Source organism: Halomonas sp. ANAO-440, assembly GCF_019915905.1.
Classification (GTDB): domain Bacteria; phylum Pseudomonadota; class Gammaproteobacteria; order Pseudomonadales; family Halomonadaceae; genus Halomonas; species Halomonas chromatireducens.
This window is the reverse complement of the sequence record NZ_JAHXBV010000001.1, coordinates 77,003-100,032: the sequence shown is the minus strand read 5'-3', so window position 1 is coordinate 100,032 and position 23,030 is coordinate 77,003. Positions and strand designations below refer to the sequence as shown.

Annotated in this window: 19 protein-coding genes and 1 tRNA gene; 4 read left to right on the top strand and 16 right to left on the bottom strand. The window is 63.6% G+C overall.

All coding sequences use genetic code 11. The features are described from left to right. Positions 1 to 11: 11 nt before the first annotated feature. From cysN to KZO25_RS00410, 6 genes are all read right to left on the bottom strand, one after another. A complete protein-coding gene (gene cysN, locus KZO25_RS00435; RefSeq protein WP_223135476.1) occupies positions 12 to 1,454 on the bottom strand; it encodes a sulfate adenylyltransferase subunit CysN in 1,443 nt (480 codons plus the stop codon). Then, positions 1,454 to 2,428 (bottom strand): sulfate adenylyltransferase subunit CysD, encoded by a 975-nt coding sequence (cysD, locus tag KZO25_RS00430; RefSeq protein ID WP_223135475.1) that lies wholly within the window; start codon positions 2,426 to 2,428, stop codon positions 1,454 to 1,456. Before cysD ends, cysN begins: the two co-directional genes overlap by 1 nt. 126 nt (positions 2,429 to 2,554) lie before the next feature. Then, on the bottom strand, positions 2,555 to 3,277 hold the full coding sequence (locus KZO25_RS00425) for a phosphodiesterase (protein WP_223135474.1): 723 nt from the start codon (positions 3,275 to 3,277) through the stop codon (positions 2,555 to 2,557). A gap of 33 nt (positions 3,278 to 3,310) precedes the next feature. Continuing rightward, positions 3,311 to 3,757 carry a DUF1249 domain-containing protein gene (locus KZO25_RS00420; protein WP_066445289.1) on the bottom strand — a complete coding sequence of 149 codons (447 nt, stop codon included), beginning with the start codon at positions 3,755 to 3,757 and terminating at the stop codon, positions 3,311 to 3,313. A gap of 1 nt (position 3,758) precedes the next feature. Continuing rightward, positions 3,759 to 4,421: an NUDIX domain-containing protein gene (locus KZO25_RS00415; RefSeq protein WP_066445286.1), complete on the bottom strand. Its 663-nt coding sequence runs from the start codon at positions 4,419 to 4,421 to the stop codon at positions 3,759 to 3,761. A gap of 142 nt (positions 4,422 to 4,563) precedes the next feature. Continuing rightward, on the bottom strand, positions 4,564 to 5,199 hold the full coding sequence (locus KZO25_RS00410) for a hypothetical protein (protein WP_066445284.1): 636 nt from the start codon (positions 5,197 to 5,199) through the stop codon (positions 4,564 to 4,566). Between the two features lie 159 nt (positions 5,200 to 5,358). On the opposite strand from KZO25_RS00410, the gene greB reads away from it, so the two are divergent. After that, entirely contained in the window at positions 5,359 to 5,907 is a 549-nt protein-coding gene (gene greB / locus KZO25_RS00405; RefSeq protein WP_223135473.1) for a transcription elongation factor GreB, read from the top strand. Here the strand turns inward: greB and KZO25_RS00400 are convergent. Genes KZO25_RS00400 through KZO25_RS00380 form a run of 5 tightly spaced genes read right to left on the bottom strand, consistent with a single transcriptional unit; the run spans position 5,877 to position 13,638 of the window. Then, entirely contained in the window at positions 5,877 to 6,908 is a 1,032-nt protein-coding gene (locus tag KZO25_RS00400; protein ID WP_223135472.1) for a methyltransferase, read from the bottom strand. The genes greB and KZO25_RS00400 overlap by 31 nt on opposite strands. Further along, positions 6,908 to 7,717 (bottom strand): methyltransferase domain-containing protein, encoded by an 810-nt coding sequence (locus KZO25_RS00395; RefSeq protein ID WP_223135471.1) that lies wholly within the window; start codon positions 7,715 to 7,717, stop codon positions 6,908 to 6,910. The genes KZO25_RS00400 and KZO25_RS00395 overlap by 1 nt, the downstream gene beginning before the upstream one ends. Positions 7,718 to 7,752: 35 nt before the next feature. Next, positions 7,753 to 9,261, bottom strand: a complete 1,509-nt coding sequence (locus tag KZO25_RS00390; RefSeq protein ID WP_223135470.1) for an amidase — start codon at positions 9,259 to 9,261, stop codon at positions 7,753 to 7,755. Beyond that, entirely contained in the window at positions 9,248 to 12,412 is a 3,165-nt protein-coding gene (locus tag KZO25_RS00385; protein ID WP_223135469.1) for an efflux RND transporter permease subunit, read from the bottom strand. The genes KZO25_RS00390 and KZO25_RS00385 overlap by 14 nt, the downstream gene beginning before the upstream one ends. After that, complete coding sequence (locus tag KZO25_RS00380; RefSeq protein WP_223135468.1) at positions 12,409 to 13,638, bottom strand: efflux RND transporter periplasmic adaptor subunit; 1,230 nt, start codon at positions 13,636 to 13,638, stop codon at positions 12,409 to 12,411. The genes KZO25_RS00385 and KZO25_RS00380 overlap by 4 nt, the downstream gene beginning before the upstream one ends. A 174-nt stretch (positions 13,639 to 13,812) precedes the next feature. Here KZO25_RS00380 and KZO25_RS00375 point away from each other — a divergent pair. Beyond that, positions 13,813 to 13,889 (top strand) — tRNA-Arg (locus KZO25_RS00375). Positions 13,890 to 14,287: 398 nt separating this feature from the next. Beyond that, the gene (locus KZO25_RS00370; RefSeq protein ID WP_223135467.1) at positions 14,288 to 15,352 is read left to right on the top strand and encodes a sensor domain-containing diguanylate cyclase; all 1,065 of its coding nucleotides are present in this window, start codon (positions 14,288 to 14,290) and stop codon (positions 15,350 to 15,352) included. Between the two features lie 116 nt (positions 15,353 to 15,468). Here KZO25_RS00370 and KZO25_RS19890 read toward each other — a convergent pair whose 3' ends face one another. Beyond that, a complete protein-coding gene (locus tag KZO25_RS19890) occupies positions 15,469 to 15,603 on the bottom strand; it encodes a hypothetical protein (RefSeq protein ID WP_262488764.1) in 135 nt (44 codons plus the stop codon). Positions 15,604 to 15,663: 60 nt separating this feature from the next. On the opposite strand from KZO25_RS19890, the gene KZO25_RS00365 reads away from it, so the two are divergent. Further along, a complete protein-coding gene (locus KZO25_RS00365; RefSeq protein ID WP_223135466.1) occupies positions 15,664 to 16,332 on the top strand; it encodes a nitroreductase in 669 nt (222 codons plus the stop codon). A gap of 120 nt (positions 16,333 to 16,452) precedes the next feature. Here the strand turns inward: KZO25_RS00365 and KZO25_RS00360 are convergent, their stop codons facing one another. The 4 genes from KZO25_RS00360 to KZO25_RS00345 all read right to left on the bottom strand — a co-directional run bounded on the left by KZO25_RS00360 (position 16,453) and on the right by KZO25_RS00345 (position 22,913). After that, complete coding sequence (locus tag KZO25_RS00360) at positions 16,453 to 17,772, bottom strand: ferric reductase-like transmembrane domain-containing protein (RefSeq protein WP_223135465.1); 1,320 nt, start codon at positions 17,770 to 17,772, stop codon at positions 16,453 to 16,455. Positions 17,773 to 17,916: 144 nt separating this feature from the next. Then, positions 17,917 to 18,957, bottom strand: a complete 1,041-nt coding sequence (locus KZO25_RS00355) for a sensor domain-containing diguanylate cyclase (RefSeq protein WP_235588970.1) — start codon at positions 18,955 to 18,957, stop codon at positions 17,917 to 17,919. Positions 18,958 to 18,989: 32 nt separating this feature from the next. Beyond that, a complete protein-coding gene (gene sugE / locus KZO25_RS00350; protein ID WP_066447192.1) occupies positions 18,990 to 19,304 on the bottom strand; it encodes a quaternary ammonium compound efflux SMR transporter SugE in 315 nt (104 codons plus the stop codon). 132 nt (positions 19,305 to 19,436) lie between these two features. After that, positions 19,437 to 22,913: an EAL domain-containing protein gene (locus KZO25_RS00345; RefSeq protein ID WP_262488763.1), complete on the bottom strand. Its 3,477-nt coding sequence runs from the start codon at positions 22,911 to 22,913 to the stop codon at positions 19,437 to 19,439. Positions 22,914 to 23,030 lie beyond the last annotated feature (117 nt).

Genomic DNA, 23,030 nt, shown 5'->3' with positions numbered 1-23,030 from the left:
GGATACCGCGATCAGCGTGTCAGCAGGTTGCGCACGTCCTTCGCCTCCCAGTGCGGGAAGTGCTTGCGCACCAGTGCGTTGAGGTCCGCCTCGAAGGCCGCCCAGTCGACCTCACTGCCCTGCTTGGCATCGTCTTTCACAATGGAGCGAATCATCCCCGCCCCCACGGTGACGTTGGTCAGCCGATCGATGACGATGAAGCTGCCGGTGCCGGGGCTCTGCGCATAGGGGTCAAGGGCCACCTCGGCGGTCAGCTCGACGCGACAGCGAGCGATGGCATTGAGCTCGAGCTGATCGGTGCCGTGTCGCTCCAGGGTGTTGACGTCCACCTGGTGATGAATGGTGCGTATCTGTCCGGAGACCGAGCGCCCCGCCAGGCGAATGTCCACCTGACGGCCCGGCGCCAGGGGCTGCTCGTGCATCCAGACGATATCGGCATCGAAACTGTTCGACAGGGCGATATCGGCATCCTCGGCGACGATCCAGTCCCCACGGGAGATATCGAGCTCGTCTTCCAGGGTGACGGTAACCGCCTGGCCCGGCCAGGCGGCTTCCAGATCGCCGTCGAAGGTAACGACCCGCTCGACGCGGCTGGTCTTGCCCGAGGGCAGTACCTTGACCGCAAGCCCGGGACGCAGCACCCCCGCTTCGAGGGTACCGGCATAGCCGCGGAAATCCAGGTTCGGGCGGTTGACGTACTGCACCGGAAAGCGCAGGTCGACCACGTTGCGATCCCGAGACACCTCGACGGTTTCCAGCAGCTCCAGCAGGGCCGGGCCGGGCTCGCCGTCGACGGCATACCAGGGCGAGCGGTCGCTGCGATTGACCACGTTGTCGCCTTCCAGCGCCGAGATCGGCACGAAGCGGATGTCGCTGGCCGACAGTTGCTCGGCGAAGCGACGATAGTCGGCGACGATCTCGTTGAATCGTGCTTCCTCGAAGCCCACCAGATCCATCTTGTTGACCGCAATCAGCAGGTGCTTGATCCCCAGCAGGTCGGCGATGAAGCTGTGCCGACGGGTCTGGGTCTGCACCCCGTAGCGGGCGTCGATCAGGATGATCGCCAGGCTGGCGTTGGAGGCGCCGGTGGCCATGTTGCGGGTGTACTGCTCGTGGCCCGGGGTATCGGCAATGATGAACTTGCGCTTGTCGGTGGAGAAGAAGCGGTAGGCCACGTCGATGGTGATGCCCTGCTCCCGCTCCGACTGCAACCCGTCGACCAGCAGCGCCAGGTCCACGGCATCGCCGGTGGTACCGCTCTTCTTCGAATCCCGGGTGATCGCCGCCAGGTGGTCGTCGAAGATCATCTTGGAGTCATGCAACAGCCGACCGATCAGGGTCGACTTGCCGTCGTCGACGCTGCCGCAGGTGATGAAGCGCAGCAGGTCCTTGTTCTCGTGCTCGTGAAGGTACTGCTCGATGTTTTCGGCTATCAGGTTGGATTGGTGTGACATTAGAAGTACCCCTCGCGCTTCTTCTTCTCCATGGAGCCGGCCTGGTCGTGGTCGATGGCACGGCCGCTGCGCTCGCTGGTACGGGTCAGCAGCATCTCCTGGATGATCTCGGGCAGGGTGGCTGCCTTCGACTCCACTGCGCCGGTGAGCGGATAGCAGCCCAGGGTACGGAAGCGCACCCACTTCTCCTCAGGCACTTCTCCCTCGGCCAGCGGCATGCGCTCGTCGTCGACCATCACCAGCATGCCGTCTCGCTCGACGACCGGGCGCGGGGCGCTGAAGTAGAGCGGCACGATGGGAATCTGCTCAAGATGGATGTACTGCCAGATGTCCAGCTCGGTCCAGTTGGAGAGCGGAAAGGCGCGGATCGACTCGCCCTTGTTGATGCGGGCGTTGTAGAGGTTCCACAGCTCCGGCCGCTGGTTCTTGGGGTCCCAGCGGTGAAACTTGTCGCGGAAGGAGAACACGCGCTCCTTGGCACGGCTCGCCTCCTCATCCCGGCGAGCACCGCCGAAGGCGGCATCGAAGCCATACTTGTTCAGCGCCTGCTTGAGGGCCTCGGTCTTCATCACGTCGGTATAGCCGCTGGAACCGTGGTCGAAGGGATTGATGCCGGCGGCACGCCCCTCTTCGTTGGTATGCACCAGCAGCTCCATGCCCACCTCAGCCGCCATGCGATCGCGGAATTCGATCATCTCGCGGAACTTCCAGGTGGTGTCCACGTGCAGCAGCGGAAACGGCGGCGGGCCGGGATAGAAGGCCTTGCGCGCCAGGTGCAGCATCACCGAGGAGTCCTTGCCGATGGAATACATCATCACCGGGTTGGCAAACTCGGCGGCCACCTCGCGAATGATATGGATGGACTCGGCTTCCAACTGCTGGAGATGGGTCAGGCGCTGGGGCGAAAGAGACGCTTGCTCCGCTCCGGCAGCCTGGGCGGCCGGCTCGCGTGCGGGTGCATGAAGACTGGTCATCGGCCCGGGTACCTCGCATGACTAAGGGCAAGAAGGATCATGCGACACAGATTAACGCCGGAACCATAATAACGTAAAAGAATGATTGCCTATCTTTTTAGTCGATATACGAATAACGCTACGCTATCAGAGGTCGACACGCTCCACCCAGGTCAGCCACTCGCCGTCGGTCAGGTCCACGATGCGATAGCCGGGACGAGAGGCCTCGTCGATGGCGAAATCAGCCGAGCCAGGCAGGAACTGGTCGGTCGTGGAGGGGGTACCGTAGATGGCCACTCCCTGCCGATGGCTGGCCAGCGCCTGGTGAATGTGACCGCAGAGGATCATTCTTACCTGGGGAAAGTCGGCCAGCGTCTGCCATAGGGCGTCGCGATCCTTTAGCCCGATGGCATCGAGCCATTCCGAGCCCAGGACAAGCGGCGGATGATGCATCGCCAGCAGCGTAGGCCGGTCGTCCGCTACCAACTGCTCGACCAGCTCGGCAAGACGCGTTTCCCCGATCTCGCCATGGGCCTGGCCAGGCACGCTGGTATCCACCGTCAACAGGCGCCAACCGCCGAGGTCGACCTCCCGATGGATGGCCTTGACCGGCTCCATCAACTGGGGCTGGTCGTGGTTGCCGGCCAGCCAGAACCAGGGGCAATCCAGCCGCGACAGCAACCCATGGGCCAGCTCATAGGAGGCCAAGGTCTCATCCTGGCTGATATCGCCGGTGACCAGCACCAGGTCGGGATGCTCACCGATGGCGGCGTTCACCACCGCCTCGAGTTGGCGCAAGGGGAAGCCGGCCCGGGAGCGTGCCCGGGGATCGGCATGGAGGTGGCAGTCGGTGATCTGGACGATACGCATCAGGGCAGCTCGCACATCAAGGTAACGCCCTCTTCAAGGCAGCTCGGGCAGGTCGGCGGGGTGGCCGTGCGCCAGGCCATGGGCCAGCCACTCTCCAAGGAAGCGATTGAGCTGCAGTTTTTCGTCGGGCTGGAACATGCGCAGGTTGGGGTAGCGGTAGCGGCCGTCGAAGTGGCGTTCGCGCTGAAAATCGGTGACCTCGGCCATGCGCACATCATGATAGAGATGCACCCGCATGCGCGGTGGCTCGATGAGCCCCTCCATGAGGCCGCTCTGGGTCACCCGCGCCATGGTGGTATAGGGCGCCTGCTCGAGTATCTCAAGATGCAGGGTGCCGAAGCGGCCGTTCTGCCCTGTCAGCTCCAGCTGTCGGGTTTCACCCGCGCCCAGGTCGCCCAGCAGCCGGGTCAGGCGCAGGTAGTTGGCACTGCATTCACCCTGCAGGCCCTTTAGATCGGTCACATAGGCGGTTCTTGCCACGCTACCTCCTTGCTCTCAGAGACGCTCGCTCGGCAGCCAGCCAGTAAAAGGCGATAAGACACATGGCATTGTCGAGTCGGCCAGCCTGCAGGAGTTCCCAAGCCTGAGTAAACGGTAGCACGTGAACACGAATGTCCTCGTGCTCTTCGTCGAGCCCATGCACGCCTCCCAGGCCCCCACAGTCCACCAGGGCACAGTAGAGGGTGACCCGCTCGTCGCAGGCACCGGGGCTAGGGTAGTAGGTATGCAGTTCGATCACCTCGTCGACGGGGCAACCGGCCTCCTCCATGGCCTCGCGACGAGCCACCTCGGCCCGGCTCTCTCCCGCTTCGACCAGGCCTGCCACCACTTCGAGCTTCCAGGGCGAAACGGGGTCGGCCAAGGCACCCGCACGAATCTGCTCCACCAGCACGACGCAATCCCGCTCCACATCGTAGAGCAGCACCCCTACGGCATCATGGCGGCAATGCACCTCGCGCACCACCTCACCGCTCCAGCCACCGTCGAAGAGCCGATGGCGAAGGTGCACCTCCTCCAGGCGAAAGAAGCCCTGATACAGGCAGCGCCGTTCGCGCAGTTCCACATCGTCCGCCGAAAAAGCGGGGAGAAGCGTGAGCTCGCGACTCTGGTCGTAGTCGAGGTTCTGGTCGTGGCTGTTGGGCATGCCATTCTCCAATCGACGAATGGCGACCATTATCATGACCGGGGCCCGAAATGCCAACTGCCGTGCGGTCAGAGCGACCGGCACGGCAGCGAAGGGCAGGGCCAGGAGGAGGGTTGAGGAAGAAAGAGTCAGGCAGAAAGGATCAAAGCGTCCCCAGCAGGGCTCTTGCCTCTTCCCGCAGTGCCTCGTCGGACGTCTCCCGGTCCGGACGCGCCGTGCCATCCACGGCACGCTGGGCATGTTCGCGGGCCTCCGCCTGGCGACCTTCATCCTCCAGGAAAGCGGCATAGTAGAAGTTCACGTCGATGCCGTCCGGTCGAATCTCCAGCGCACGCTGGAACATTTGCTCGGCGGTATCGCTGTTGCCGAAGCCGACCGGACGACCCGGCGCGCGGTCATACAGTGCCCCAAGTGTCACGTAGGCAGAACCGTTACCCCCTTCCGGGTCGAGTTCAATGGCCTTTTCCAGGGCGTCGCGGGCGCTGCGCGCACTGCCAAGGGCGCCCAGACCACTGCGCTCACGGGCATGAGAGGCCTCGATGATGCCATACCAGATCAGCGGCTGGGCCTCCCCTGGATGGGCCTCTGCCAGGCGCTCGGCCTCGTCGGCGAGCGACTTCAACGCACGGCGACGATCACCCTCGGCGCGCTGTGTATTGATCTGCTCCCAGCGCTGCTTCAGCGCTTCCACGTCACCTTCCCAGGCGACGGCGCTGCCGAGCGGGGCCAGTGCAATGCCGATGCCCAGCGCAACGGCAAGTAGATGGTGTCGAATCATGTCCGGTCTCCTTGGGGTTATTCTTGAACGAAACGACGGGTTCGCCCATGCAATGTAACGAACGTTTGAATGAACTTCCAGTTTCCTGAGCTGCCGCTTGGCCCGCACCGCGAGAATGGCGTATGTTGCGGCTCTCAGACGAAACAGGAGCGGAACGGAATGAAGGGCCGCAACATGACCCGCTGGCGCGACCCGGCCAAGGATCCGCGCCAGGAACCCAAGAGCAACCTGATCACTCTCGAGGGGGCGGAACGCCTGCGCGGCATTCTCGAGCATCTCTCACGGGTGAAGCGTCCGGCCCTGTCGGCCAAGGTGGGTGAGGCGGCGGCACTGGGGGACCGCAGCGAGAACGCCGACTACACCTACAACAAGAAGGAGCTCAACCGCGTCATCGCGCGGATCCGCTACCTGACCAAGCGGCTCGACGAACTACAGGTGGTGGACCGGCTGCCGGCGGCGACCGACAAGGTCTATTTCGGTGCCTTCGTCACCCTGGAAGACGAGGAAGGCGAGGAGATGCGCATTCGCATCGTCGGCCATGACGAGACCGATACCGCCAAGCGCTGGATCAGCGTCGACGCACCCTTGGCCCGTGCCCTGCTGGGCAAGGCGCTGGACGACGACGTGACGGTGAAGGCTCCGGCCGGCGACACCACCTACGTGATCACGGATATCGCCTACCGCGATCCGGCGTCCCAGGCTCGATAGACCCGAAAGCGCCGGTCATCGGCAAGGATTTCAAAGCCGCCGAAGGCGTTCTGCAGCAGATCCGGGTAGGGCAGGAAGGCGTTGGCCACCAGGATGAGCTGGCCGCCCGGCACCAGGTGGTCCGGCGCCTCGCGGATCAGGCGCCCGGCCGGACCGTAGTCGATGCTGCGCTCCTGATGGAACGGGGGATTGCTGACGATGACCTCGAAACGCCGCTCGCCCAGGGTCGAGTAGACATCGCCGGCCAGCGCCTCGCCCTGCAGGTCGTTGGCTATCAAGGTGCGCCGGGTCGCCTCGACGGCAAAGCCATTGACGTCCACCGCCGTGACCCTGTGGCCGCGCCGCGCCAGCCAGGCTGCCAGCACCCCGTCGCCGCACCCCATGTCGAGTAGCTCGCCCCGCCCCTTAGCACCACCTTCCGGCAGCACATCCTGCAACTGCTCGAGCAGCAACCTGGTGCCATCATCAAGCTTGCCGTGGCCGAACACGCCCGGGTGGCTGACCAGGGTCAGTCCCTCGGCCTCGAAGGAGGACCAGGCCGCATCCGGGTCGATATCCACACGGTCCAGGCGTGTCTCGAACAGCGAACAGCGCCGGGCGCTATCGCGCTTGCGACAGCCCAGCCCCAGCGCCGCCAGCACCTTGAGCACCCGCCTGATGCCGCCCTGGTTCTCCCCCACCAGCTGCAGCCGCGTTCCCGCAGGCAGGTTGGCGCAAAGCCACAGCAACCACCACTCTCCCAGGGCGTGGGCCTTGGGCCAGAACAGCACCACTCCCGGGGGCTCTTCTGACACCGGAGCATCGAAGGGGGAGCTGGCCGCAAGGCCTCGGGCCCGCCAGGCTTGCAGCACTGCATGATCGGCGCTGCGCACGCTGCCCTGCCCTGCCCCATCCTCAGCGCCCTCGAGCCAGGCGTCGCGGGGCGGCGCTACCCACAGCCAAGCTCGGTAGTCGGCGTCCTGGCGTTCGAGCAACTGGCAGACCGGGGTCTCGGCAGGCATCAGGATCTCCTTGAGCAGGTGGCGGTATCGGTGCGAACCAGGGTATAGAGCAGGTAGCGGCCCAGCCGCCAGTGGGGTTCCGTGCGGCAGTAGCGCTGCTCGAGCGCCACCAGCCGGGTCCAGTCGGCCTCCGTGGTCGGCGGGTGGCGCAGGTAGTCGTGGAAGACTCGAACACCTGCTACTGCTTCGATGGTCAAGCCGTTCTCTGCGCTCCAGGTCTCAATCTGGTCGTGAGTCAACGGCGAGATCGGCGTCAACCGCTGACGCTTGCCGGTGCCCTCCAGACGGTCATCCAGCGCCTTCTCGAGATTGCCCTTCACCACGTTGGACATGCGCAGCGCATCGCGGTTGAACACCATCAGCGACAGCTGGCCTCCCGGCGCAAGGTGTCCTGCCAGGATGGCCAGCGCCGCCCGGGGATCGCGCAGCCACTCCAGCACCGCATGACAGGCAATCAGCGGCCAGGGGCCCGCCGCACGCTGCGGCAGTGCCTGCAGCGATGCCTCGACGAAGGTGATCGGCTGCCCGGCCAGCGCCTGACGGGCATGATCGAGCATATCGGCGGCCGGCTCGACCAGAGTGACCGCATGGCCACGTCGGGCAAACCAGCCCGAGAGCTGACCCAGGCCACCACCCACGTCGAGCACCGGCTGGTCATCGAGGCGGAGCATTTCCGGCAGCAGGCGATCGAGCAGGGCCAGGCGCAGTGCCCCGCGAGGGCCACCATAGAGGCTGCCGGCAAACTTCTCGGCCAGACCGTCGAAGTGGCGATCGCCGGCCGACGAGAAGGGAGAAACGCGATCAGGCATGCAGGGCTCGGCAACGGCGGAATATGGCGGGCATTCTACCTGCCTTCGAGCGGCCTGGGCAGGTGCCGATGCCATTGCACCTCGGCCTCGACCTGGGCCGCCAGCGCCAGCAGCCGTCGCTCGCCACCCATGGCACCAATCACTTGCACCCCCACCGGCAAGCCAGCCGGGGTGACGTGCAGCGGCAGCGACATGGCCGGCTGGCCGGTGAGGTTGGCCAGTTGGGTAAATGGGGTACGGGCCAGCGCATCCTTGGCCAAGTGCTTGAGCATTCCAGCCTTGAGCGCCAGTGCCGGGAGGCCCGGTATCGCCAGCATTGACATCAAGCGTTCCTGGGACGCCGGCGGGTAGAGCTCGCCAAGGCGCGGTGCGGGAGCGGCGGCAACCGGCATCAGCAACACATCATAGCGACGATGGAACGCACCCATTGCCCGGGCCGCCGTATTCCAGTCACGCTTGGCCAGCTCATAGTCGCGCACTGGCAGGTGACGGCCCAGCCGGGCAATGGCTCGCGTGGATGGCTCGACCTTCAGGAGAGACACGGGTACGCCGGTCTCGCGGGCGATCCAGGCCAGGTCGGCGCTGAGATGGCCCAGATAGAGCGTCAAATAGGCGTTGGCCAGTCGTTCGCCATCCACCGGTGGATCAGCCCACTCAACGTGGTGCCCCAGACTGTCGAGCGTCTTGGCCGCTTGCTCCACAGCCTGGCGCACCTGGGGATCAAGCACAGTCCCGAGCGGCTTGCCCAGCGGGTCGCCCATCGACACCGCCACACGCAGCGCTCCGGGGGGGCGCTCCAGCGCGGCGAGGAAGCCCTGTTCGGGTCTCACCGGATAGGGGGCACCCTCGTCCATGCCATTGATGGCATCGAGCAACGCGGCGCTGTCGCGAACCGAGCGCGTTACGGCGTGCTCCACCACGGCGCCCTGCCACACCTCAGCGTGAAGCGGCCCCTGTGGCACCCGTCCACGCGACGGCTTGAGGCCGAAAAGGCCGCAGTAGCTGGCGGGGATGCGAATCGATCCGCCACCATCGCCGGCCATGGCCAGCGGCACCAACCCACCGGCCACCGCAGCAGCCGCGCCGCCGCTTGAGCCACCGGGTGAGTGCTCCTTATTCCAGGGGTTGCGTGGATGGGGAAAGGCACGTGGCTCGGTGATTCCCATCAGCCCCAGCTCCGGCGTGGCTGTCTGACCGAGAATGGAGAGACCCGCCTCGCGCAGGCGGGTGACCAGGGTCGAATCCACCGGGGCTTTCCAGTCGACAAGAGACGCACTGCCGAAGGCCAGCGGCTCGCCTTCCAGCGCCATCAGCAGGTCCTTGGTCAGGGTCGGCACCCCGGCAAAGGGTGCCGCGGGGTCAGTCTGCCGGCCCTCGGCCCGGGCCCGCTCGAAGCGGGTGCGAACCACCGCCGCCAGGCTTGGGTTGCCTGCCTCGATGGCAGCACAGGCCGCCGCGAAGACCTCACCCTGGCTCACTTCACCGCGGCGAATCAGCGCCACCAGACCCAGGCCGTCATGACGACGGTACTCATCGACTTCCATGTGGACTCTCCTCGTTTGTCGTCGCGGGTGACGTGTATCGCCCTGCCCACCGCTCCCGGCCATGCTCGAGCCAGGAGAGCAGCGCCGGTATCACCAGCAGCACCAGCAGGGTCGAGACCCCGAGCCCAAAGGCGATGGAGGCCGCCATCGGAATCAGGAACTGGGCCTGCAGCGAGGTCTCGAACAGCAGTGGCAACAGCCCACCGATGGTGGTCAGCGAGGTGAGCAAAACCGCGCGGACTCGCTGCACCACTGCCTCGTTGAGTGCCTCATCGATGGCCAGGCCACGGTCGCGCTGCAGCCGATAGAAGCTGACCAGAATGATGGCATTGTTGACCACGATACCGGAGAGCCCGAACAAACCGAACAGCGACAGGATGGTCAGGTCGATTCCCATTAGCCAGTGTCCGAGCAGGGCACCGATCAGCGAAAAAGGAATGATCGCCATGACGATCAGCGGCAGGCTCCAGGAAGCGAAGACCCAGGTCAGCACGGCGTACATCAGGCCCAGCCCCACCAGCAGTCCTGTACGCATATCAGCCAGGGTCTCGCGCTGGTCTGCGGCTCGCCCTTCGAAGCTGTAGTGCAGGTGGTGATCCCGCGCCAGGTTTGGCAACACCACTGCCGACAGCGACTCGCGCACCCGGTCGGCCGAGCTGACCGACGTATCCAGCTCGGCGGTGATCTCCACCGCCAGTTGGCCATCGGCATGACGCAGCGCCTCGAAGCCCTGTCGGTGTGTCAGGTCCATGACCTGATCCAGCCCCACCTGGCGCCCATCGGGTAAACTCACGGCCAGACTCGTCAGCGTGGCTATGCGCTCGCGCTGCTCCCGAGGCAGCTGGACACGCACTTCGATCTCGTCGGCCCCGGCCTGATGCACCTGCACCACCTGGCCGTCAAAGGCAGTGCGAAGCTGGCGGCCGAGCTCGGCGGTTGTCAGCCCAAGAGCCTCGCCCCAGGAGTTGACCCGATAGATCAACTGCTCTCGCCCCCAGGGCATGTCGTCCTGGGTATCGAGAACGCCGGGCAGGCTGGACAGTGACTGTTGAAGTGAGTCCGCCGCCTGGCGTAATGCCAGGGCATCCTCCCCCGTCAGGCGAATATTGACGTCTCGTCCCGGCGGCCCCGCAGCGCGCTCGCTGATGGTGAAATTGTCAAGCCCGGCCGGCAGCTCGATGCGCTCGCGCCAGGCGGCAATGAAAGTCGAATTGCGCACCTCACGATGGTCCGACGAGATCAGCTCCACCATCACCGACCCGACTTCATCGGCACTACGGCTCGGGGCCCCGCCCTCGATGGTGGCACCATGGCGGACCACGGCCATCTTTACCAGATTGCCACCCAGGGACTGCTCGGCCTCGTCGAGGCTGGACTGCAGGTGATCGAGGAAACGGTCCACCCGCTGCCGCTCGGTGCCAGCCACGAAGTTGACGTTGGCGTAGAGCACGCTGGGCTCGGGCGCGGGGAAGAAATTGAATCCGATGCGACCACCGGCCAGCAGGCCCGCCGTCACGATGGCCACCGCCAGAGCCAGGGCCACCGTTGCCCCCCGGTGGCGAAGGGAAAGCGCAGAAAGGCCTCGAAAGGGACCCTCACGGAAACGCTGGAAGCCGTTCTCGAAACCCTGGCGCAGAGCAGCCAGCCCCCTCCGGGGACGCTTGGATGATGAGATGGAACGGCCGGGAACAAAGGCGTTGCGCAGATGTGCCGGCAATACCACGAAGCACTCCAGCAGCGAGGCGATCAGTACGCAGATCATGATGATCGGTATGTCACCCAGGATATTGCCGATGATGCCGCCGACCATCAGCAGCGGCATGAAGGCCGCCACCGTGGTCAGTGATGAGGCGAGCACCGGCCACAGCATGCGCCGTGCCGCTCCCGCCGAGGCGTGCCTCGGGGCCTCGCCGGCGCGATGATGGGCATCGGCGTCCTCACCCACCACGATGGCGTCGTCGACGATCACCCCCAGCGCCATGATCAGGGCGAACAGCGACATCATGTTGATCGAGCCGCCGATGCCCCAGAAAACCCCAAGCGCCGCCATGAAGGCCGTGGGAATACCGATGGCCACCCACAGCGCCACCCGTGCCGGCAGGAAGAAGTAGAGCAGGATCACCACCAGCAGCAGGCCGCCGGCGCCGTTCTTGATCAGCAGAGAAATACGCTCGTCGATCAACTGCCAGGACTCGTCATGCACCTCCAGCTCGACGCTCGGCGGCAGCTGAGGCCGGGTCTCGGCCAGCCACTCGTCGAGCACCCTGGCCGCAGCCAGCGAGTCGCCGCTCTCGGCACGCTGCAGCTGCATCTCCACCGCCGCCTCGCCTTCTCGGCTGAGCCTCAGCTGCCCCTCCCTCGGCTCCTGGCGGATCACCGCAATATCCCCCAGCCGCAGCTGGACCCGGTCGCCGCTGAGGATCGGCAGGTTCTCGAAGGCCAGTGGGTCACGCCGCTGCTCCAGGGAGCGCAGCTCCCGGGCGCTGTCCTGCTGGCCCAGGATACCGGCGGGCAGGTCCCGGGACATGCCCTGTATACGCTCGGCAACCTGATCCAGTGACAGCGCCATACCCTGCAGCCGCTCGGCCGGCACCTCCACGCTGATCTGCTGCTGTGCCAACCCGCTCACCTCGACACGGTCAATACCACGCAGGAGCAGTTCGCTCTCGAAGCGATGCACCAGCTGGCGCAACTCACGATCATCGAGATCGCCCCGCACCAGCAGGCGCGCCACCGGCTCGTAGCGCACCACCCGGGAGACTTCCGGCGTCTCGGCATCTGCCGGCAGGCTGGTAAAGCCGTCGACCTGCTGCCGCACATCGTCCAGGGCCAGCACCGGGTCGCTGCCCTCGACAAACTCCAGCGTAATGTTGGCGATGCCCTGAGCAGACGTGGAGGTCATGCGTTTCAGGCCGTCGAGGCTGCGCAGCCGTTGCTCCAGCGGGTTGGTGACGCCCTGCTCGACATCCTCGGCAGATGCCCCGCTCCACACGACCCGCACGCTGACCACATCCAGGGCGAAGCTGGGAAAGAACTGGACGTTCATGCGCGCGATACCCAGGGCGCCGCCCAGCAGCATCGCCAGCATTACCAGGTTAGCGGCGACCCGATGATGCACGAAGAAGCCGATTATCCCCCGCTTGCGAGTCATGGCTGTAACTCAGCGACTTCCACCCTTAGCCCCTGCATGGCGTTGGGGAGGTGCGTGACAATGATGCGCTCGCCCGCGGCAAGCCCGTCAGGCTTGACCAGCGCCCAGCGCTCGCCGTCATTGCCGAGGGTCTCACCCAGGCGAGTCACATTGTGACGCTGCAGGCGACTCTCTTCATCGATGCGATAGAGCACATCACTGCCGTGAAGGGCACTGAAGGGCACCGCCAGGGCGTCGGCGACCGCCGGGCGCTGCAGCAGAACCGGCAGCAACGCCCCCGGACGCAGCCCGGATGCGCTGCCCTCCAACACCAAAATTGCCTCGGTGCCGCCAGGGTCGCTCTCCCCGGCCAGGCGCTGCAGGATGAACCGTTGTCCGCCTTCCACCGCAACCGCTGACAACGCTTCATCCTGTTCGAGCCACTCGCCGAGTTCATCCAGATAACGCTGAGGAACCCTGGCATACAGTTCCAGTCCCTCGGGGGGATAGAGCGTCAGCAGTGCCGACCTGGCTGCCACCTGATCACCAGGTGACACCTGAACCCCGGTCACGATACCGTCAAAGGGCGCCAGCACACGGCTTCGATCGGCATCCCGTCGTGCCGCCTGCTCCACAGCTTCGGCCCGGGCCAGCCGCGCCTGCAGGCTTTGCAGTCGCGCCGGGTGCTCGGCAATGGCTCCCTCGCGGGTGGCCACCGTCAAGCGAGCCCGGGCCAGGGTGTCGCCGGCATTATCCAGGTCAGAGGGGGATGCAAGGTTTCGCTCGACCAGGGAGCGAGTGCGCTCCAGCTGTCGCTGTGCGTTAGCGACGATATCGCGTTCTCTCGCCAAGGAGTGACTATCATTGTCGTGACGAATGCGTTCGTTGGCGATCTGGGCCGCTAAATCTGCCACCTCTGCCTCAGCCTGACGCAAGGGCGGCAGGGTGTCTGCCTCATCCAGCGCCACCAGCAAGGTCCCCGCTGCAACACGCTGCCCTTCCTGAACCGGCCGCTCGGCAACTCGCGCCGCCAAGGGCGCCACCAGACTGACCCGGCCTTGCGAGACCACCTCGCCAAACAGCGGCAGCACCGGCACATGCTCGCCATAGCTCACCACCATCGACTCGACTCGCCAGCTGCGCTCCTGCGCCACCGCCTCTACCGGCTCAGGACGCGTGAGACGCAGCGCCAGGAAGCCGGCCACGCCAATGGCCAGAATCAGAACGGGTAGAAGACGCTTGATCATGTGGACTTCCAGGAACATGCAAATAACGCATAGGAATGAAAAAGCACTACTATACCGCTCAAGCGAAGGCGGTGGGCAGTTCTGTGACGGGGTGTGACAGTGTTACGCAAGCAAGGGACTCGGCCGTCACGGTTTATCTTGCCGCCCCAAGCCCTTATAATGCGCAGCCGTTGCGCCCCCATAGCTCAGCTGGATAGAGCGTCCCCCTCCTAAGGGGAAGGTCCCAGGTTCGAATCCTGGTGGGGGCGCCAACTCTTGAATAGCTCAAAACCGCTTGCCCCTATACGCACTCACTCTCAGCAAGCGATCCCTCAACGTTCGATACTTGTGTCAGCCAGAAACGGGGCATACTGCAAACCCATCTTCAATACCAGCCAGGCACACAGTCCCGCACGGTTGCGGAGCATCGTATCGTCTTGAAGTAGCCGATTGACCCACATCGCATCCCAGGCACTCCCGCATGAGACAGCGCCAGTTGTGACGGGGAGGGAAGAGGGCCATGATGGTTGTTTCCACCGCTCGTTCTACTCGTAGGACAGAGCGACTGGACTCACCCAATACGGATGGCCGATGAACAATGAATCCCTACTACTTGACACCCAGCAGGTCAGCCACGACCTGATTGCCTTACCGGAACAACTTTGCGCTCATGCCTGACAACACCGACTTCTGCTCAGCCGAGTATGAAAACCAGCGCTTACAGGCGCTGGCGGACTACCAGATCCTCGACACGCCCGAGGAGTCGGCGTTTGGTGATATCGTTGAGGTGGCTTCGCTGATCTGCGAGGCTCCCATCGCTGTTATCAACTTCATTGACCGCAACCGGCAGTGGTTCAAGTCGGAAAAGGGGCTCGGGATACGCGAGACCCCGCTGGATGTCTCGATCTGTGCGCATGCCATCCTGCAGCCGGGCCTGTTCATCGTACCAGACACCACCGGGGACCCGCGTTTTGCCAGTAACCCGCTGGTGACCGGGAAGCCACACCTACGCTTCTATGCCGGGGCGCTTCTCGAAAGCCGTGATGGCTATCCCCTCGGGACGCTATGCGTGCTCGACTATCAGCCCCGCGAACTGACCGAACGACAGCGCTTCGCGCTCCAGGCCCTCGCCAACCAGGTGATGGCGCACATGGAACTGATGCACGCCCACCGCGAACAGGCCGAGCTGATACGCGAGCTGAAAGCGACACGTCACGAACTGGCCAAGCATGCCGCCACCGACCCGCTCACCGGCCTGCTCAACCGCCGGTCCTTCGAACAGCGCCTCAATCAGGAGTTGGCCCTGATGCAGCGCGGGGCTCCCCCGGCCGCCCTGATGCTGATCGACCTGGATCACTTCAAGACGGTCAACGACACCCTGGGCCACCAGGCCGGGGATGAAGTCATTGTGCGCTTCACCGAGCTGTGCCGGGAGGTATTTCGGCAGGCCGATGTCATTGGTCGCTGGGGCGGTGAAGAGTTCGTGGTCATGCTGCCGAGAGCCAGCGTAGCGGAAGCACGACATGCCGCCGAACGGCTTCACCAGCTCCTGGTCACCAGGCCAATGCTGGATGACACCTCATCTCCACTGCACATAACAGCCAGCATCGGTATTTGCTCACTTATTGACTCCGACAACCTGGATGAGTGCGTGCATAGAGCCGACGAGCTTCTCTATCAAGCCAAGGAGCAGGGCCGGAATCGTACGGCCTGTGAACCACATACAGAAGCGTGAGATGGCAACAGCAAGGGGCATGGCAAATACCTTGCCTGATGGGTTAGGTGTTGCACCTGGTCACTGGGTCCGCCCTTCAAGGCGCACTCGAGAGCGGTGAATCGCTACTGCACCGTTCAGTTACCCGCGGCCTGGTTGGCGATGCCTGACAAGGCCTCGGCCACCTGCTCCAACGGAAGGTCGCAATCATCGAGGTCATGGCGCCAAGCCAGGTAATTCCCCACATGAGCCATGAGCTCTGTCTTCGGCATCGCAAATCTGCTGGCAAGACGGCACCATGATAGGCCACTCATCGCTATGAGGTGCCTTTCATGCATGTAGACGATGCCATTCTGTCGCGACGATCAGTGCGTCGCTTCCTGCCCACCCCCGTGCCGCGAGAGACGCTGAAGCATCTGCTGAACGTGGCGAGACAGGCCCCCAGCGGCAGCAACATCCAGCCTTGGCAGATACATGTGGTCACCGGCGAGCCGCTGGCGGCACTGCGCAATGCGCTTGAGGCAGCCTTTGATGGGGAGCCCGGCCAGCACCAGGCCGAATACGTCTACTACCCGCGTGAATGGTTCGAGCCATATATTAGCCGGCGCCGGCGCTGCGGATACGGCCTTTACGAGACACTGGGTATCCAACGGGAGGAGCGCGACAAGCGCCTGGCCCAGGCGAGGCGCAACTATGCCTTCTTCGATGCCCCGGTAGCGATGATCCTGACCCTCGACCGGCGCCTGGATACCGGCAGTTTCATGGACTGCGGCATGTTCCTGCAAAGCCTGATGCTGGCCGCTCGCGGTCAGGGCCTGCACAGCTGTGCCCAGGCCGCCATCGCCCCCTATCACCGCGTGATTCGCGAGCAGCTGACGCTGGACGACAGCGAGCTGGTGCTGTGTGCGCTGGCACTCGGCCATGCCGATCCCAACGCACCGGAGAACGGCTTCGCACCCGAGCGTGAAGGGCTTGAGTCCTTTACGCGCTTCTACAGCTGATGACGCTCTGTCATCGGACCACCATCACGGCAACCGCAACGGCTACCCCTACCAGAACGATACCGGCCAGGTTGCCGGCGTAGCGGACATATTGATGCAGCATGATCATGATCAGCCTCCTCAAACGATGTCGAAACGATCGGACGTAAGCCGCGTGGCAGGCACTTCAAGCTCGACCAGAGCCCCCTCTGCTGCGTTCATCATCGGCTCCGGCCCGCAGATGAAATACTCGCGCTGGCCGTCATCTTCCGGCAGGCAGCGTTCCAGCAACGCCTTGTCGATGTAGCCGGTCTCGCCCTGCCAACCTTCGGGCGGGTCGCTGAGCACGTGGATAACCTTCAGCGGCAACGCGGCCTCCAGCTCGGCAAGCTCATCACGAAAGGTCGCCTCGTCCCAACTGGGGTTGGCGTAGATCAACCACAGCGGCAGGGTCACCCCCTGGTCGCGGAAGGTGCGCAGGATGCTCAGGATCGGTGTCACGCCGATACCACCGGCTAGCATCACCACCCCGGAGGCGCTGCTCACATCGGGGATGAATGCTCCGTAAGGCCCCTCGATGAAGGCCCGGGTGCCGGGAGTCACGTCCGGCAGAGTGGCGGTGAAGTCACCGAGATTCTTGGCGGTGAAAGCGACCCGTCCCGGGCTGCAGGCGCTCGATGCCAGCGAGAAGGGGTGCTGCTGCAGCGAGAACGGTGAGTCACCGAGGGTGATCCAGAAGAACTGGCCGGCATTGAAGTCGAAGCGATGGTCACCCTCGGCCTCCAGGGTCAGAGTGGTGGCATCACCCAGCGCCGGCTGATTGTCGACCACCTGCCAGGGCCGCTTGCGCAATCGCCATAGGCGGATCAGTCGGGAGTCGAGCAGTAGATATACCGGCACCATCAGGACTACAACGAGTAGCCCGGCGGTGAGCCAGCCGGCCGTGTAGTGGCTGGCCATCAGCGCGTGGCCTAACCCGCCGAGTATCACGAATAGCGCCAGGCCACCATGCAGCAGGCGCCACCATTCGTAGGACAGCCCCAGTTGCACTCGCCATAGTGAACTGATGATCAGCACCACGCTGGCAATCAGCAAGCCGATCAGGGCCAGAGCGCGCAGGGTATCGTCGCGGGGGTCAAGAAACTCGATATAGCTCGGGTCGCTGGCAAAAATCAGCAGCGGATGCGCCACCACCAGCCACAGCGCCAGCAGCCCGGTCTGGCGGTGAAACTGCAGGATATTGTCGAAGCCAATGCTCTCTGCAAACCAGCGGTGCCGACCGGAGATGACGACCTGCATGCCGAACACCCCCAGCGCCAGCAGACCGAACATCACGCCGGTGGCACCGAGCAGACCGCGGGTTTCTTCGGGCAAGACGATGAGCGCGATGCCGAGTGGTAGTAGCGCCAATACCAGATAGAGGCTGCCCCATAGCAGCCCGCGACGAATGATGGGTCTCATATGTCCTCCTTGACTCGCATCCATGCCTGCCCTGCCAGTGTGGCTGAAGCCCTTGGCATATCCAAGCAACACCACCGGCTGCCAGCGTTATCACTCCCCCTGTCCGCTCATTGCCATTGGAGTCACCAAGCAAACCGACACGGTTCAAAACTGCCTTCTACTCCGCCTAGCCCGTTTTACCACATACATTGCCGCATCGGCCCGTTTCAGCAACCCGTCGATATCCCGCTCACCGTTCCCGGCCCGTATCAAGCCGACGCTGGCACCCGGATACTCGATAGACTGATACCCGATATCAAAGCGTCCGGTGGTCAGGCTTTCGAGTCGGTGGTGCAAGACATCCTCATCCTTGTCCGCAGTATCCGCTCTGCTGCCCAGACCAAAAAAGACGAATTCGTCCCCACCAGTCCGGGCCAGGTAATCGCCGGTTCGCAGTCCCTTGGTCAGCACGGAGGTCATGCTGATCAGGAACCTGTCACCCGCGTCATGGCCATATTGGTCATTGATGGCCTTGAAGCCATCGAGGTCGATGAAGGCGATATACAGTGCCTCCCCATAGCGGGCCGCATTGGCCAGGCTTCGGGAAAGCTCATGGTAGAGGGCACGTCGGTTGGGTATGCCGGTCAAGGGGTCGGTGAGGGCATAGCTGCTGAACAGCGAGTTCTCCTGCCGCAGTTTCTGCAGCAGTCGATCACGCTCGATCTGCCGGGCGATCAGGTTCGCGAACAGGCCCAGCAGCCGCTCTGCCTCGGCGGTGACCGCGACACGAGAGGCGCTGGCACCGCATAACGTGCCATACAGCTCACTGTCACCCACCCTGACCGGGGCACTGAGGTAGGTCACCAGGCCCAGTTGCCTGGCCGCACCCGAATCGGCCCAGCATTCGGCGACAGTGTCGGTGTACGCACGCCCTTCATCCAACGCACGCTTGCAGAGCGTATCGCTCCAGGGCACCGAAAGACCTTCGGGAATCGTCAGTCCATGGGGATTGTAGGCAAACTGGATGTGCTGAAAACGCTCATCCGGATCAATGGTGGTCAGGTAAGTGGATTCCAGCTCTGTCACGGCCTGCAGCAGCTCGAGTAATGGCCTTACCAGGCTTTCCAGGTCATCATTGTCGGTCACAGCCCGCGCCAGCTGGTCGAGCAGTTCGCCGGAGGGTAGGCCTTGCGGCGGCATTGACATGGATACCTCACTTTTGTGCATTGTACTGCATCCTATCCGGCCAACTTCAGCCCCACCAGCCCCGCCAGGATCAGAACCAGACTGAGCAGGCGCAGTGGTGACGCGCTGTCGCCATAGAGGAGTATGCCAAGCACTACCGTACCCACGGCGCCAATGCCCACCCATATGGCATAGGCGGTGCCTACCGGCAGCACTTTCATTGCCTGGGCGAGGAGGTAGAAACTGGCAACCATGGCGATGATGGTCAGAACGCTGGGCAGCGGCCGGGAGAAACCCTCAGAAGCCTTCAGGCCCAGTGCCCAGGCCACCTCGAGGAGACCGGCAACGACGAGAATGATCCACGCCATGAGCTTCGCTTCCATGGTGGAATGGGGTCGTCCCCGGTATGAAGAGGTCGTACACCGGGTCGTCCCGGCGACGAAAAGCGTGTCCGTGATTCTACTGACCCGTGCGATCAGGTCAATGCGGGAAGGCCGAACTCAGCCGCCTCCGGAGGTAACCGGCTTCGTCCGCTTGTCGGCTCTCAAGAGCGCCTCAAGCTGAGCCAGCGGCATGGGGCGGGCAAGCAGAAAGCCCTGGAAGATTTCACAGCCATACTCCTTCAGCAGGCTATGCTGCTCATCGGTTTCGATACCTTCCGCCACGACCAGCAGGCCCAGGTGGTGAGCCATGGAAATGATGGCTTGCACGATCGAGGCATCATCCGCACTGTCGATCACTTCGCTGACGAAGCTGCGATCAATCTTCACCTTGCTGATGGGCAAGTGCTTGAGGTAATTGAGGCTGGAAAAGCCGGTGCCAAAATCGTCGATGGAAACCTCGACCCCCATGCTGCGCAGGGCGTGAAGAATCTCGACAGCCTCCTCCGCATCATTGAGGAGTACGCCTTCGGTCAGCTCCAGCTCCAACCGGTTGGCCGGAAAGGATAGGCGCCCCAGTGTCTCCCTCAGTGTCTCGAGGAACCCCGAACGGTGAAACTGCATGGGTGAGAGATTGACCGCTACCTTGAGGCCTTCGAGTCCTCGCGTATCCAGCAGACGCATGTCGAGACAGGCGCGTTCGAGCACCCAGCGGCTGATGGGCATGATCTGCCCGGTCTCTTCCGCCAAGGGGATGAATTCACTGGGTGGTACAAAACCCCGGTCAGGATGTGGCCAGCGAAGCAGGGCTTCCACGGAGACGATGTGGTGGGCCGGATCATAGAGTGGCTGGTAATACAGCTGGAGCCGCTGCGTGTCAATGGCGTCCTGGAGCTCGTTGCGCATCACCAGCCGCTCATTGACGCGCCTGGTGATTTCGTGAGTGAACCACTGATAGGCATTACGCCCCTGCTGCTTGGCCCTGTACATTGCCATATCCGCCTGCTGGATCAACTCCATAGGCTGGTCGACAGCGTCACTGCTGACAGCAATACCGATACTCGCCGACAGGTGCAGCTCATGGCGCTCGATGCGATAAGGTCTTGCCAGGAGCTTGAGTAACCGCTTTGCCATTTGCGCCTGCACGTCATGGGGCGTAGCGGGCAGCAATGCCACGAACTCGTCTCCCCCCAGCCGCCCAAGGGTGTCGCCAGGGCGCATGACGCTACTCAGTCGACTGGCCACCTCGACCAGCACTCGGTCTCCTATGGCATGGCCCAGGCTGTCATTGATCGGCTTGAAGTCGTCCAGGTCCACGAACATGACGGCCATGGTGTGACCTTGGCGCTGCGACAAGGCGAAATGGTGAATCAGTCGTTCTTCCAGCAGCGCCCGGTTGGCCAGGCCCGTCAAGGTGTCGTGGCTGGCACTGTGGGCCAGGCGCTCTTCATAAGCCTGGCGTTCGGAGACATCGTTCAGTACGCCGACAAAGTGGGTCACTCGGCCATCGCTATCGGGCACCGGCGACACGTAGAGGGCATTCCAGAACGCGCTGCCATCCTTGCGATAGTTCCGCAGCGTGACATGGCATTCACGCTGCTCGGCCAGCCGAGAGCGCAGCAGTGCCACCGTTTCGGGGTCCGTCTCTTCTCCCTGCAGGAAGCGGCAGTTACGCCCCATCAGCTCCTCCTCCCGGTAGCCTGTCATGACCTGGAAGGCGCTATTGGCGTAGGTAATGGGGCAGTCGGCCTGGGTGGCGTCGGCAATCACGATGCCGTTGATGCTGGCTTCCACACTCCGCTCGAGCACGCGCAGGCGAGTCTCGGTTCTGTGCTGCTCCGTCACATCCTTGGCGATGCCGAAGACCCCCTGGGAGACACCGTCCACCAGGATGGGAAGGCAAGTCACATAGAGCAGGCACGGCCTATTGGATTGGGTGACGATCGCCACCTCGAATCGCTGCGTTTCTCCCCGCAGGGTATTGGTGAAATGCCCGAGCACGCGCTCTATTTCATCGGCCGGAATAAGCTGGGAAAAGTGACTGCCGACGATCTGCTCGATGGGCAGGCCGGTAATGAGGGCACAGGTCGGGTTTGCGGTAGCGATCCTCCCCTGACCATCGAGGGAGAAAACCGCATCGGGATTGTAGGCAAAGAGCGAACGGTAGCGCTGCTCACTCTCCCATAGGGAGCGCCTGTCCGCCTGTCGCTGATGGGCCAGCCCCAGGCTGAATGCCATGAGATAACTCAACAGCAGTCCTGACAGCGCCACCCCACCGGGTATCAGCCCGGCCTTGAGCATGTCGCCGACGGCATCGGGAAAGACATCCAGCGTCAGCTGCAATCCGCCAGGCATGCCGATGTGGCGTCTGGCAACAAGCGGATACTCCAGCTCGCTCGCAGTGCGGCCAGGTGCTCGAATGTCGATCAGCGACTCACCTGCGCGGGATACGCGAACCATGGAGTTGCCCAGCTGGACGCGCAGCTCCTCCTTCAGCAGCACCGCAAGATCGAGGCTACTCACCAGCCTCTGCCCCGTCGAGGGCAGCAGGGTGACCATCAGCGCCATACGGCTATGCATCGAGTCGGCCAACATCAAGCGTGGCTGGGGGAAATTCAACTGCAGCCACGACACGACGTCAGGGTCATCCACCCGCTCGGTCAGCCACTGGCCAGCCGCGTCGCTCCGTGAATGCCGCCATGTCCAGGCCCCATCATTCGACAGGCCAATCGCCTGCATGCCGGGGGAGTCCCCGAAATAGGTCTCGACATAATTCTCGCGCGCAGCCTCGTCCGGCGTGATCCCGAGAGCATCCAACCGCTCGGCCATTCGTTGAGCCAGCAGTAGCTGGGCGCTGAAGACCTGCTCGGCGTTGTATTGCAGATTGTCCAATAGATGGCTGGCCTGGAGCTGCTTCTCCTCTTGATAGTGCCAGTTCAGCACGTACCAGGCAGAGCAACTCAGCAACACGCCAAAGAGACCCGCACCCAGCGCAAGTCTCCCCATTCGCGGTTGTGGGCGGTCGACGCCGATTGCCATCATCAGCATCGACCCTCCCAGGAGCATGGCCAGAAAGGTTCCCAGCAGTGGTGAGGAAGCGTTGTTCAGCGTCCAGGCCACCTCACCGCCCGGCAGGAAGAGCCGGAGCAGGGCCAGGAGACTGATGCATACCAGCAGGACCCCGACACAGGCCCATAGCCAACGACCTGCGCGACGGCCGACACCGATCATCAGACAGAACGCAGCCAGCATCAGCACCGCTGACGCCAGGGAACCCATCCGTACATCGCCGGTTACCCAGGAAAAGCCGACCTCCCTGCCCCCGGCGATGACGTTATGGGCCAGCAGGTAGGCCATGTGCAGCAGCAGGATGAGAGCGACTAAACGAGACAGCAAGGACCAGCGCATCATGAGTGCCAGGAAGCCGACGCCCACCAGCAGAACGGCCAACGCATTATCGGGCAACAACACGCTGCGCAAGGGGTAGTCGATGCCCAGCCAGAAGGTGAGCAGCCCCGTCCCCCCCATCAGGATGAAGACGGCGGCGGCCATGTAGAGCATGGTATCCCTGGCGATAGCTAGCGTCTTGTGAGGCATAAGGGGCCATGCACTCCTCTGGACTATCCGGATGCGAGACGACCCATCCACACTACTCGCGTATCACCATCAATTATCGGCAGGCGTGGCAAAAACTTGAGCTGGTGCGCCAGCTCA

Excerpts from the sequence above, each read along its gene's own strand:
- cysN (WP_223135476.1), bottom strand. The coding sequence starts at position 1,454 with ATGTCACACCAATCCAACCTGATAGCCGAAAACATCGAGCAGTACCTT.
- cysD (WP_223135475.1), bottom strand. The coding sequence starts at position 2,428 with ATGACCAGTCTTCATGCACCCGCACGCGAGCCGGCCGCCCAGGCTGCC.
- KZO25_RS00425 (WP_223135474.1), bottom strand. The coding sequence starts at position 3,277 with ATGCGTATCGTCCAGATCACCGACTGCCACCTCCATGCCGATCCCCGG.
- KZO25_RS00415 (WP_066445286.1), bottom strand. The coding sequence starts at position 4,421 with ATGCCCAACAGCCACGACCAGAACCTCGACTACGACCAGAGTCGCGAG.
- KZO25_RS00410 (WP_066445284.1), bottom strand. The coding sequence starts at position 5,199 with ATGATTCGACACCATCTACTTGCCGTTGCGCTGGGCATCGGCATTGCA.
- greB (WP_223135473.1), top strand. The coding sequence starts at position 5,359 with ATGAAGGGCCGCAACATGACCCGCTGGCGCGACCCGGCCAAGGATCCG.
- KZO25_RS00400 (WP_223135472.1), bottom strand. The coding sequence starts at position 6,908 with ATGCCTGCCGAGACCCCGGTCTGCCAGTTGCTCGAACGCCAGGACGCC.
- KZO25_RS00395 (WP_223135471.1), bottom strand. The coding sequence starts at position 7,717 with ATGCCTGATCGCGTTTCTCCCTTCTCGTCGGCCGGCGATCGCCACTTC.
- KZO25_RS00390 (WP_223135470.1), bottom strand. The coding sequence starts at position 9,261 with ATGGAAGTCGATGAGTACCGTCGTCATGACGGCCTGGGTCTGGTGGCG.
- KZO25_RS00385 (WP_223135469.1), bottom strand. The coding sequence starts at position 12,412 with ATGACTCGCAAGCGGGGGATAATCGGCTTCTTCGTGCATCATCGGGTC.
- KZO25_RS00380 (WP_223135468.1), bottom strand. The coding sequence starts at position 13,638 with ATGATCAAGCGTCTTCTACCCGTTCTGATTCTGGCCATTGGCGTGGCC.
- KZO25_RS00370 (WP_223135467.1), top strand. The coding sequence starts at position 14,288 with ATGCCTGACAACACCGACTTCTGCTCAGCCGAGTATGAAAACCAGCGC.
- KZO25_RS19890 (WP_262488764.1), bottom strand. The coding sequence starts at position 15,603 with ATGCCGAAGACAGAGCTCATGGCTCATGTGGGGAATTACCTGGCTTGG.
- KZO25_RS00365 (WP_223135466.1), top strand. The coding sequence starts at position 15,664 with ATGCATGTAGACGATGCCATTCTGTCGCGACGATCAGTGCGTCGCTTC.
- KZO25_RS00360 (WP_223135465.1), bottom strand. The coding sequence starts at position 17,772 with ATGAGACCCATCATTCGTCGCGGGCTGCTATGGGGCAGCCTCTATCTG.
- KZO25_RS00355 (WP_235588970.1), bottom strand. The coding sequence starts at position 18,957 with ATGTCAATGCCGCCGCAAGGCCTACCCTCCGGCGAACTGCTCGACCAG.
- sugE (WP_066447192.1), bottom strand. The coding sequence starts at position 19,304 with ATGGCGTGGATCATTCTCGTCGTTGCCGGTCTCCTCGAGGTGGCCTGG.
- KZO25_RS00345 (WP_262488763.1), bottom strand. The coding sequence starts at position 22,913 with ATGCCTCACAAGACGCTAGCTATCGCCAGGGATACCATGCTCTACATG.